Origin of the sequence: Rhizobium mayense (assembly GCF_030272705.1) — a bacterium.
Classification (GTDB): Bacteria; Pseudomonadota; Alphaproteobacteria; order Rhizobiales; family Rhizobiaceae; genus Rhizobium; species Rhizobium mayense.
The window spans coordinates 44,208-55,997 of the sequence record NZ_JARFYM010000028.1; the positions used below are offsets into that span (position 1 = coordinate 44,208).

General features: G+C 59.2%; 10 protein-coding genes. 8 read left to right on the forward strand and 2 right to left on the reverse strand.

Features of this window, described 5'->3' with window-relative positions; translation table 11 throughout:
* Positions 1-352 precede the first annotated feature (352 nt).
* The 6 genes from PY649_RS25860 to PY649_RS25885 all read left to right on the forward strand — a co-directional run bounded on the left by PY649_RS25860 (position 353) and on the right by PY649_RS25885 (position 7,788).
* Positions 353-1,591, forward strand: a complete 1,239-nt coding sequence (locus PY649_RS25860; RefSeq protein ID WP_285871712.1) for an efflux RND transporter periplasmic adaptor subunit — start codon at positions 353-355, stop codon at positions 1,589-1,591.
* Positions 1,588-4,707, forward strand: coding sequence for an efflux RND transporter permease subunit (locus tag PY649_RS25865; RefSeq protein ID WP_285871713.1), 3,120 nt, complete (start codon positions 1,588-1,590; stop codon positions 4,705-4,707). The genes PY649_RS25860 and PY649_RS25865 overlap by 4 nt, the downstream gene beginning before the upstream one ends.
* Positions 4,708-4,927: 220 nt before the next feature.
* Positions 4,928-6,217, forward strand: a complete 1,290-nt coding sequence (locus PY649_RS25870; protein WP_285871714.1) for an Hsp70 family protein — start codon at positions 4,928-4,930, stop codon at positions 6,215-6,217.
* Between the two features lie 55 nt (positions 6,218-6,272).
* Positions 6,273-7,160: a uracil-DNA glycosylase gene (locus PY649_RS25875; protein WP_285871715.1), complete on the forward strand. Its 888-nt coding sequence runs from the start codon at positions 6,273-6,275 to the stop codon at positions 7,158-7,160.
* 141 nt (positions 7,161-7,301) lie between these two features.
* A complete protein-coding gene (locus PY649_RS25880) occupies positions 7,302-7,493 on the forward strand; it encodes a hypothetical protein (protein ID WP_285871716.1) in 192 nt (63 codons plus the stop codon).
* Between the two features lie 40 nt (positions 7,494-7,533).
* Entirely contained in the window at positions 7,534-7,788 is a 255-nt protein-coding gene (locus tag PY649_RS25885; RefSeq protein WP_285871717.1) for a hypothetical protein, read from the forward strand.
* Between the two features lie 109 nt (positions 7,789-7,897).
* Here PY649_RS25885 and PY649_RS25890 read toward each other — a convergent pair whose 3' ends face one another.
* A complete protein-coding gene (locus tag PY649_RS25890; protein WP_285871718.1) occupies positions 7,898-8,770 on the reverse strand; it encodes a hypothetical protein in 873 nt (290 codons plus the stop codon).
* Positions 8,771-9,101: 331 nt separating this feature from the next.
* Between PY649_RS25890 and PY649_RS25895 the strand changes: the two genes are divergently transcribed.
* Entirely contained in the window at positions 9,102-10,340 is a 1,239-nt protein-coding gene (locus tag PY649_RS25895) for an MFS transporter (protein WP_285871719.1), read from the forward strand.
* Positions 10,341-10,351: 11 nt separating this feature from the next.
* Here the strand turns inward: PY649_RS25895 and PY649_RS25900 are convergent, their stop codons facing one another.
* On the reverse strand, positions 10,352-10,495 hold the full coding sequence (locus PY649_RS25900; RefSeq protein WP_285871720.1) for a hypothetical protein: 144 nt from the start codon (positions 10,493-10,495) through the stop codon (positions 10,352-10,354).
* A 33-nt stretch (positions 10,496-10,528) separates the two neighbouring features.
* Between PY649_RS25900 and PY649_RS25905 the strand changes: the two genes are divergently transcribed.
* Entirely contained in the window at positions 10,529-11,638 is a 1,110-nt protein-coding gene (locus PY649_RS25905; RefSeq protein WP_285871721.1) for a methyl-accepting chemotaxis protein, read from the forward strand.
* The last annotated feature ends 152 nt before the right edge of the window (positions 11,639-11,790 follow it).

Here is an 11,790-nt window from a genome sequence, read left to right on the forward strand (position 1 = left end):
CAACACCGGGGCCGAATCCTACTAATTCGGGATAGCCGGGAGGTATAAGACCGGTATTGCATTGCTTTTGGTGCATAACTGCGACCAAAAAATAGTCATTTCGACTTTCTGTTGCACTGCAAACGGAAATACACCGACAAAGCTTTCCAACTGTTAATTTTTCCCCCTGTCGAACTGTGGTAAGTTGCGGTGAATTGGCGTTCATAAATTCGCGTTATAGGGACAGAATACCGAACGTTAGCGGTAACGGCGATGTGATGAGTTGGGGCGGAATCCGCCTTTGTTGCATCGCAATAAATCCACATCAATTGTCATCGCGTTTCCTGCAACTTGCCTCGACCGGTTCTTAAATATGAAGAAATTTTGGCTTTCCCTCGGCGTTGTCATTGTCGCCGCTCTAGCGGTCTGGAGCTACCGCGACCGCATCCCCTTCATGTCCGCCTTCATCGACAAGGCATCGGCCAAGACCGAGGCTAGCAGCAAGACGGCTAGTGCTGGTGGCCAGGGTAAGCGTCAGGTCGGCCCCATCGCCGTAAAGACGGTCGCCGCTGTCAAAAGCGCGCTTCCGATGGACGTCCCGGCAACCGGCTGGGTCGTGCCGATCGATTCAACGACGATCGCCGCGCAGGAAGCCGGGCTGATCACGCAGATCGCCGTCAAGGACGGCGCCACGGTCAAAGCCGGCGATCTCATCGCCAAGCTCGATCCGCGCACAGCACAGGCTGCCGTCAACAAGGACCAGGCGAACCTCACCAGAGACCAGGCAAACCTTGCCCAGGCCGAGACCGCGCTGACCCGTGCGAATAGCCTGCTCACGAGCAGTGCCGGCACTCAGGCGACCGCTGACGAAGCGCGCGCGACCCGCGATGCCGCCGTTGCCACTGTCAGCGCGGACCAGGCGCAGCTTGCCTCGGATCAGGTCCTGCTCGGAAATACCGATATACGCGCCCCCTATGACGGCCGCCTCGGTGACGTTCAATTGAGCCTGGGGGCCTATGTCAGCGCCGGCACGCCAATCGTGACGATCAGCAAATATGATCCGGCCTATATCAAGTTCACCATGCAGGAAAACAACCTGCGCGAACTGCAGGAGCAATTGGCCGCAGGTCCGGTCCAGGTCACCACCGTCCCTCGTTCCGCACAGGGCAAGCCTCGCACCGGAACGATCACCTTCTATAACAACACGGTTGACCAGGCTTCCGGAACGATCACCGTGAAGGCAACCTTCGAGAATGCCAACGGGGCCTTGTGGCCGGGACGCTCGACAAATGTCATGGTCCACTTTGCCGACAACGAGCAGCTCATCGTCGTGCCGACGGTCGCCGTCAGCCCGGGCCCGGACGGCTACATCGCGTTTGTGGTGAAGGATAACAAGGTCAAGATCACCCCGGTGACCATTGCGCGCGCCAACGGCAGCCGCACGGCCGTCGCCACGGGCCTCTCGGTCGGCGACCATGTCGTTGTCGAGGGCCAGTCGCAGCTTAACAACGGCAGCGAGGTCAAGGAACAGTTCAGCGACAATCCAAACGAGAAGGTCGCCTCGACCGACGATGGCAAGACCGAAACCATCGCAGTTGGAGCTCAACAATGATCCCAAGCTTCTGTATCCAGCGACCGGTCGCCACCACGCTTCTCGCCATCGGCGTGGTTCTAGCCGGTCTCGCCGGCTACCGGCTCATCCCCGTCGCGGCGGTGCCGCAGGTGGATTTCCCGACGATCAACGTTTCGGCCCAGCTGACGGGTGCCTCCCCGCAGACCATGGCCACCTCGGTCGCAACGCCGCTGATCAAGCAGTTCGAAACGATCCCTGGCATCAGCGAGATTTCCTCGACAAACTCGCTTGGCAATACGAGTATCGTGCTGCAGTTCAATCTCGACCGCAGCATCGACGCCGCCGCCGGTGACGTGCAGGCAGCGATCTCGACCGCGCAGAGGAAACTGCCCAACAACTTGACCACCCCGCCGAGCTACAGAAAGACCAACCCGGCCGATGCGCCGGTCATGCTGATCGCCGTTCAGAGCGACACTCTGCAGCGCAGCAAGCTCGACGATATCGCCGAGAACATCATTGCTCCGTCGATCTCGACCCTGCCGGGCGTCGCCGAAGTGACCGTAAACGGCGCGCAGACCTACGCCGTGCGTATCGACGTCGACCCCAACAAGCTTCTCGATCGCGGCATCGGCATCGACACGGTCAATACAGCCGTTGTCAACGCCAACAACCAGGTCCCGGTCGGCACGCTGCAGGACGCCGCGCAGAGCATGACGATCAATGCGGATACGCAGCGCGTCAACGCCGACCAGTTTCGCACTCTTGTGATCGCCAATCCCAACGGCAATCCAATTCACCTCGGCGATGTCGCCGACGTCCAGGACAGCGTCGCAAACCAGAATATCGGTAGCTGGTACGATGGCCAGCGGGCGATCATCCTGGCTATTCAGCGCCAGCCCGATGCCAACACTGTCGACGTCGTCGATGCCGTCAATCAGACGCTGCCGAAGCTGCATGCCGAAATGCCGGCTTCCGTCAAAATGACTGTCATGAACGACTCGGCCCAGCCGATCCGCGAAGCCATTTCTGACGTCAAGTTCACCTTGATGCTGACCATCGGCCTCGTCGTTCTTGTCATCTACATGTTCACGGGCCATGTGACGGCAACGATCATCCCCGGTCTTGCCGTACCTCTTTCGCTGATATCAACCTTCGGCATGATGTATGTGCTCGGCTATAGTGTCGACAACATCTCACTGCTCGGATTGACGATCGCGGTTGGTCTGGTGGTGGACGACGCAATCGTCATGCTGGAGAACATTCTGCGGCATATGGAAGAAGGGATGCCTGTGCTGCAGGCAGCCCTCAAAGGCTCGGCCGAAGTCAGCTATACAATCATCTCCATGTCGATCTCGCTGATCGCCGTGTTCATCCCGATCCTGCTCATGGGCGGCGTCGTTGGCCGTATCTTCAACGAATTCGGCATGGTCGTGGCGATCGCCATCGTCTCGTCGGCCGTGGTCTCGCTGACGGTCACGCCGATGCTCGGCTCGCGCCTTTCCAGCGCCCACAGCCATCCTCCCCTGCCGGTGCGCCTGTTCAACAAGGGCTTCAACTGGACGGAAGCCAATTACGGCAAGGGCGTCGAATGGTGCCTTCGTCACCGCTTTATCGTGCTTGGAAGCTTCCTTGCCTCGGTGGCACTCTCGGCCTACCTTTTCCTGACGCTGCCGGCCAGCTTCTTCCCGCAGGAAGACATCGGCCGACTGCAGATTTCCACGCGCGCGCGCCAGGATATTTCCTATCCGGCCATGCGTGACCTGCAGAACCAGGCTGCCGCCGCGATCGGGGCAAACCCGGCCGTAGAGCATGTGATGTCGGTCGTCGGCGCCAGCGCCCGCCAGACGCTTAACAACGGTACGATCTATGCCCAGCTGAAGGACAAGAAGGATCGCGAACCGCTCGACCAGACGCTGCGCGAAATGCGCGCCGCCGTCGCCAAGATCCCAGGCATTCAGGTCTTCATCAATCCGCAGCAAAGCCTTCGCTTCGGCGGACGCCAGACCGCCAGCCAGTATCAGCTCATCATCCAGGCCCTGAACGCCGATCTGACGAACCAGTGGGCCAACAAGATGCTGCAGGAGATGCGCAAGGATCCGCGCTTCACCGACGTGACCACCGACGCGCAATACAATGCGCTGCAGGCGAATATCGTCGTCGACACGGAGAAGGCCGCCGCCTACGGCATCAACAACAACCTGCTGCGCACCACGCTTGAAGAGGCCTTCAGCGACTACGCCGCCGCCCAGATCCAGTCGACCGGCGATAGCTATGACGTAATCATCGAATATGATGCGAACCAGCCCTGGGACGACCAGAAACTGTCGCGCATCCATGTGACGTCTTCGAAGGGCCAGCAGGTTCCATTGTCGGCCTTCGCGCGCATCGTGCGCAATACCGGCCCAGTGACCATCAACCAGACCGGTCAGCTAGTGTCGACCACCGTGTCCTTCAACCTGCCGGCCGGCGAAGCGCTTGGCGACGCCACCGATCAGATCGACCAGATCAAGAAGGACATCAATATGCCGGCGGACGTCTTCACGTCCTATGGCGGTACTGCTCAGATCTTCCAGCAGTCGCAGGGCAGTACGCCTTACCTGATTCTCGCCGCTGTTCTGACGATCTATGTGGTCCTCGGCGTTCTCTATGAGAGCTTCATCCATCCGCTGACCATTCTCTCCGGCTTGCCGGCCGCCGCCCTCGGCGCCTTGCTCGCCCTGAAGGTCTTCGGCTTCGACCTGTCGATCATCGCGCTCATCGGCTTGCTGATGCTGATCGGTATCGTCAAGAAAAACGCGATCATGATGATCGACGTGGCGCTGGAAACGCTTCGATCGACCCCGGGCATTTCGCCAGCGGAGGCGATCCATGAAGCTTGCGTTCGCCGTTTCCGGCCGATCATGATGACGACCTTCTGCGCCCTGCTCGGCGCGCTGCCGATCGCTGTCGGCGGTGGCGCAAGCTCCGAGCTGCGCCAGCCGCTCGGCATTGCCGTGGTCGGCGGTCTGGTCGTCTCACAGATCCTGACGCTGTTCATCACGCCGGTCATCTTCCTTCAGATGAATTCTCTGAACGATTTCCTGGCTCGCTTCGGCAAGCGCAAGGACAAGCACCAGCACGAAGAAGAAACGCCGACCGCCATTGCGGCCGAATAACTCGACGGGCGCCGTAAGGCGCCCGTTTTGCTTTGGCACGATCCCAGTCCGAAGAAAGCCGCAGCGGTTTTCGGAACATGCCGAAACAAATGCATTCTCACATCTTGCACTTGCAGTGCAGTCATGCCATGACGCGCCCTCTTTACGAAAAGGGCGCGTCTCGCGTTCCACAAGGGGCATTGCCCCATTCCAACAAAATTCAGCAGAAAGGGGTGCGGGCATGGCTCGGGCGCTTGGTTTCGACTTCGGCACAACGAACACGGTTTTGGCTCTGGCCGATGGTTCGGCGACACAATCGGTCGCCTTCACCAGTGCCGCCGGCACTGCCGACAGCATGCGCACGGCACTGTCCTTCATGAAGGATCCCGGACTAGGCGCCGCGGCATTGAAGGTCGAGGCGGGGCACGCCGCCATCCGGCAGTTCATCGACAATCCCGGCGATTGCCGCTTTCTGCAATCGATCAAGACTTTCGCGGCGAGCGCGCTTTTCCAGGGCACGCTGATCTTTGCCAAGCGCCACACCTTCGAGGATCTGATGGAGATCTTCGTGCGCCGGCTGCGCGCCTATGCCGGCGAAGGCTGGCCGGCGGATGTCGGCCGCATCGTCACAGGCCGGCCGGTGCACTTTGCCGGCGCCAGTCCGAACGCATCTCTCGCAACAGAGCGCTATAACGCGGCACTGTCGCGCTTCGGCTTTCCGGAAATCCATTACGTCTACGAACCGGTCGCGGCGGCCTTCTATTTCGCCCAGCATCTGAAAGCGGACGCGACCGTACTTGTCGCCGATTTCGGCGGGGGTACCACCGACTACTCGCTGATCCGCTTCGAGACCCACGGCGGAAAGCTGACGGCGACCCCGATCGGCCATTCAGGCGTTGGCATCGCCGGCGATCATTTCGACTTCCGCATGATCGACAACATCGTCTCGCCGGCGATCGGCAAAGGCAGCCTCTTCAAGAGCTTCGACAAGCTGCTGGAAGTCCCTACCTCCTACTACGCCAATTTCGGCCGCTGGAACCAGCTATCGATCTTCAAGACCTCGCGTGAATATGCCGACCTGAAAGCGCTGGTGCGTAGCAGTCTCGAGCCGGAAAAGCTGGAGACATTTATCGATCTCGTCGAACATGACGAGGGCTACCCGCTCTATCAGGCCGTATCGGCGACGAAGATGGCGCTTTCGGCCAACGAGGAAGCCGAATTCAATTTCCCGCCACTCGGCAAAGCCGGCCGCAAGATCGTGCGCCGCACCGAATTCGAAGGCTGGATCGCCGACGATCTGGCACGCATCGAAGGTGCGCTGGATGACGTGCTGGCGACAACCGATACATCGCCCGAGACCATCGACAAGGTGTTCCTCACCGGCGGCACATCCTTCGTGCCGGCGGTGCGCCGCATCTTCACCGAACGCTTCGGTCAGGAGCGGATCGAAACCGGCGGCGAGTTGCTGTCGATCGCTCATGGTCTCGCCTTGATCGGTGAGCGCGACGACATCAGCCAGTGGACGGCATGAGGGTCGGTAGCACCCTGCCCTTTCGTTCTCCCGCCGCTTTGGCTAGACTTCGCCGATGATCTCCGCCAACGACCTCACTTCGGCCGAACTTGCCGCCCTTCTGCATTTTCATGCGGAGGCCGGCGTCGAATGGCTGCTCGAAGAGGAAGCGGTCGACCGCTTTGCCGAATTCGAGGCGATGAAGGCCAGCCGCCAAGGCGCCCGGGCAGTCCAGCCGCGTGTCGAAGCACCGCCGCCCGCGACGCGGCCGACAATGCAGCCGGAACGTCGCCAGGCCGCACAGCCGGCCGCCCCGATGATGCCGCCACGAAACGCACCGGCCATCCCTGACGAGCAAGCTGTCGAACAGGCCCGGTTCGCCGCCGAAAGCGCCCGGTCGTTAAGCGAACTCAAGACCGCATTGGAGGCCTTCAACGGCTGCAATCTGAAAAACAGCGCACGCTCGACAATCTTCGCCAGCGGCACCGCCGAAGGCCGGGTCATGGTGATCGGCCCGATGCCGAGTGCCGATGACGACCGCGAAGGCACGCCCTTTGCCGGGCGAACTGGGCTGTTGCTCGACAAGATGCTGGCCGCTATCGGTTTGCACCGTGACGGCATTCTACTCACCAATGTCATTCCATGGCGGCCGCCAGGCAATCGTGCACCCTCTGCCCCGGAAATCGAGATATGTCGTCCCTTCATCGAACGGCAGATCGCGCTCGCGGAGCCGAAAGCGCTGTTGTTGCTTGGCAATTTCACCGCACGCCATTTCTTTGAGAGCAACGAAACCATTCATGGTCTGCGCGGACAATGGCGGGACGTAACGATATCCGGCCGCGCGATACCGGCGATTGCCAGCCTCCATCCGCAGGAATTGCTGACCGCTCCAATCAATAAGCGATTGGCCTGGAACGATCTTTTGATGTTCAAGAGTCGGATTGACGTCGAGGCTTCGGGCTAATTTTTCGGCAATATTAACGGAAGATGAAATTTGCTATGCGTCTTTTGCATAGCAGTATTCCAACTGTGCGCATTGCAGAATCAATGCTGCACTGCAATATATGTAGCGTGTCTTGGGAGGAACTTGAAAGGAACCAAGGCCATGACTGCACGCTACCGTCCTATCCATTGCGGGTTTGATACCCTGCGTCGCGCTCTCGAACCTGTGCGCGCCACCAACGGCCACCGTAACCTCGGCATAGCCGCCAATGAACAGATGACTGCTCGCGGCACTGGCATCTCTGCCCGCGTCGGTCGTCCGACCGCCATATTCGCCGATTTTCGCGAGTGCTGAACGACAAAAGCTGAGGCAAATCAAAGCTTGGCTTTGCAATTTGTACAACTCAGCTTTTCCGAATTATCTATTGATTCATCGCGAAATCCGCCACAGCATCGTGCACGATTTTATTTTCAGGGATCATATCGTGTCTACCGGTTTGCGCTCAATTTTCACTCTTCTCGACTCCGTAGGGCACATTGGCTCAGCGGTGCGCGCAGCGGAAGAATTCGAGCGCTCACGCGGCCTGCGTAAGGCTGACAAGAGCGACCTGCGCAACGCGCATTCAGCAGCCGCCGGCATCCCCTTATAGGTTTGGAAAGGGTGGGATCATCGATCCCGCCCTTTTCATTTTGGATTTTCATAAGAGATTTTCATGAAGAGTAGCGCCGGGCCTGACCCGGCGTTTTTTATGCGGTTCACTATGCCGGATTGGCGCTCGTCGCCACGGATTGCGCCCAGGCAAAAGCTTCATCCACGGCAGCGAGCTTCACGGCCTGCCAGCGGCAATATTCATCGAGGAAGTCTCGCGACAGCCACAGGCGCGTCTTCTTCGGTTCGTCATACCAGCCAAGACTGCCGTGATCGGCAGCCTTGCGCAAAAGGCGCTGCAAATGGGTGCGTGACATCATGAATTGCGCAGCGATCGCCCGCGTATCGATGCGGCCGAGATTGACCCGCCCGTCCACTTCGGTGCTCAGATCCAAGCGGGACATGAGATGATCCATCACCAGGCCACCCGCTTCCGTCCAGAGAAATAGGCCGACACGCTCCGGCGGCTCGCGCCAGGCGGCTGCCTCCAGGCAGCGGCGCGCCATACGCGGCTGCGCAAGATCGACCAGCTCCGGATGAGCCGCAAGCGCGACGGCACGGCCACCATTGTCCAGAAAGTCGAGTGCAGCGAGGTTGGCGAGATACCAACTGATCATCGCAGCGTGACTGACCTCGGACGGCTCGTAGCGACGGGGGCGTCGGACAGCGCCAGCGGCGGGAACAATAAAACGATATGTCAGCAGTTCATCGACAAAGCTCAGCACGGTGTTGCGGCTGGCGACACGGTAATCTGTGATGACATCGCGAAGCTTGACGACGGTCAGGCCGGAGCCGGGTATGGCTGGATCGTATTCCAGATGAAGTGCATAGGCCGTTTGGGTCAAAAGCCAGCGCTGATGCGAGGCCAAAAGCCGTGCAATCCTCGGTCCGCTGTCGTAACGGGCCCGCAGCGCCTCTGCCAAAAAACGCAGACAGGATACCAAGTCGGGATGGCGGGTAAGTTGCTCGACGGAAAAGCTCAAGCGGGCCTCCTTATGACGCCCTTCTAAAATACAAAACGGAAAGAATTATTCTAATTTTTTTAGATAAATCTGCCGTCACAGACCACGACCTCGACATCACATAGCATGCTATTGTTGGGTAAAAACACTGGTATCGCAAGAAGTTAAACAAACAATTTAACTTTATAACCATTCTTTCGCCATCATGTTTTCCCATGGCCGTCCGACAGGAGATCGAACGATCACTTGCGTCACATGCCGTCGCGATTGATCGCGCATCGTTGCTGAGTTAGAGCAAGATGCGCTTTCGCGATCCACATCTCCTTCAACCACTCGACCGGATCCCGCTCCAATGCTGGCAAGCCTCGTCTCGATCGCCAGTCTGATGTTGTCAACGCTGTTGATGATGGTCGGATATGGTTTGATGAACTTCGTCGTGCCGATCCGCTCGGTGGCGGAAGGTTGGTCGACCTTCACGATTTCGGTGATTGCTACCGGCTACACCTTCGGCTTCACGATATCCTGCATCATCACGCCGCGTTTCGTGCAGCGGGTGGGACATGTGCGCGTATTCGGCGCTTTGATCTCGCTGCTCAGCATCGGCATTCTGCTTTGCGCATTGATGGTCGATTGGCGCGCCTGGCTGGCTTTCCGCTGCATCAGCGGCTTCGGCATCGCCGGCGCCTATCTCATCATCGAAAGCTGGTTGAACGAGCGGGTCACCAACGACAACCGAGCCACCATCTTCTCGGTCTATATGATCACCTGCCTCGTCGGATCGATCGGCGGGCAATATCTAGTACCGCTCGGCGATCCCAGCAATACCTCCCTTTTCATTCTGTGCGGCGTCATCTTCGCGCTCGCGATGCTGCCGACGGCCCTATCGACCGCCAAGTCGCCGACGCCGATTCACCAGGCAAAGTTCGACCTTCCGAAGCTTTATCGGCTATCGCCGATCGCCTTTATCGGCTCGTTGCTGTCGGGCGCCCTCTCCGGCACCTGGAGCAGCCTTGGCGGCGTCTATACCCAGAATGTCGGCATGAACACTGCGGAGGGCGCGACGCTGCTCGCCTGTGTGCTCGCCGGCGGCGCCGTATCGCAAATGCCGATCGGGCGCATATCGGACCTTATGGACCGCCGCTGGGTGATGATCGTCTGCGGCGTTGTCGGCATTCTCGCCTGCGTCATCATGACATTGTTCAACGCACATGCGCAGTGGATGCTCTATATCGCCGGCTTCTTCATCGGGACCGTGCTCTATCCGATCTACGCGCTCAATGTCGCCCATGCCAACGACCGCGCGGCGCCGGACGAATATGTCACCATTTCCAGCGGCATCATGCTGCTCTACGGACTGGGTACCGTCTCTGGCCCCCTGATCGGAGGAGCGATGATGGAAGTCGCCGGCCCATCCGGCCTCCTCTGGTTCTTGGCTCTTGCCTTCGCATTCTATGCCGGCTACGCCGGTTGGCGCATCGCCATGCGCAAGCCAAATGAGGGGCGCGTCGCAAAAACGGACTTCCAGTCCATACCGCTACCCGTTCGCGGTAGCGAAACCACAGTCCGCGTGGCGCAGTCCACCGCCGATTGATCGCCTGGGATCTATCCGCCAAGACTTTTTTGGGCCAAAAACGGCATAGTTACTTTGTCGTAAGCCGTATTAACCTTTTTACAACCATAGCGTTTCAATTTATTTTCACCGCAGTCAATAAATTCTGCGGCACGCCATGTATTTCCCATAGCCATTTCAGTTCCTACTATTTCCGAGGTCCATATCCAATGACTGCAGCCCAATCGATGGAACGGAGTTCTCAACAGCGCGCCGTGACACCGCGCTCGATGCGGGTCGTTACGGATGGCATCGGCAGAGACCTTGAGCGTTTCAGCACCGACAACACCCATGTCGTCAAGCAGATCAAGCTTCTGGCGATCAATGCGCTCATCGAGGCTGCTCGTGCCGGCGAAACCGGCAAAGGCTTCGCAGTGGTCGCTAACGAGGTACAACGCCTGGCGCAGATCGCCACCGACATCGCGGGCAAATTTCAGGACAACGTGCTCGGCCGCATCGGCGTCAGCCGCGGCATGGCCGAAGCGTTGGTCGAGGAAATGGAGGGTGTTCGCCTGACGGATCTCGCCCAGACGCTGGTCCAGCTCATCGTCCGCAATCTCTTCGAGCGCACTGCCGATGTCCGCTGGTGGGCGACTGACACGGCATTGTGGGAGGCGCTACAGGATCCGCAGCCGCAACGCGTCGCCTTCGCCGCCGAACGGTTGGGCGTCATCAACCGCTTCTATACAGTCTATCTCGATCTTGTCGTGACCGACATGAAGGGACAGGTCATCGCCTCGGCCAATCCCGCCTACCAGCGCAAGCTCGCGGGCGCCAATCTCGCCTCGGATCCTTGGTTCAGGGCAGCGGCCAACTGCCGGTCGGGCGATGATTATATTGTCGACGAGGTCCAGCCCAGCGAGTTTCACGACAGGCGCAATGTGCTCGTCTATGCCACCGGTATTCGCGAAGGCGGACGATCGGATGGCAAGCAGATCGGCACGCTGGGCGTCTATTTCGACTGGCAGAACCAAGGGCAGTCGATCGTCGACAGGGAGGCCAACCTGCCGCCGCAGGTCGCCGAAAAGACCGTGGTGATGCTGCTCGACGGGAAGAAGCGCGTCATTGCCTGCAGCGATCCGAAATTAATGTTCTCGCATTTCGCGCTCGCCAATCCCGAGGGCATGACGCGAGGCAGCTATTACGACAATAACGGCGCCATCGTCGCCTATGCCAAGACGCTCGGCTATGAAGACTATGACGGCCTCGGATGGTATGGTGTTGTCGTACAGCAAACGGAAGCCGACGAAGCGATCAAAGCGGCCTTCAACCTGAAATGAACCGTGGCCTTCTTGACCAAATACTTCCCTCGCCATCACAAATTGTAGTGGCGTGACGATATGACTTTAACTTTGGTTCAGATTTCGATGTAATGATGCGCGCGGATTTCCCGTTCGGAGCGTCGCTCCGGACCAATACCGCCCGCCGCAGT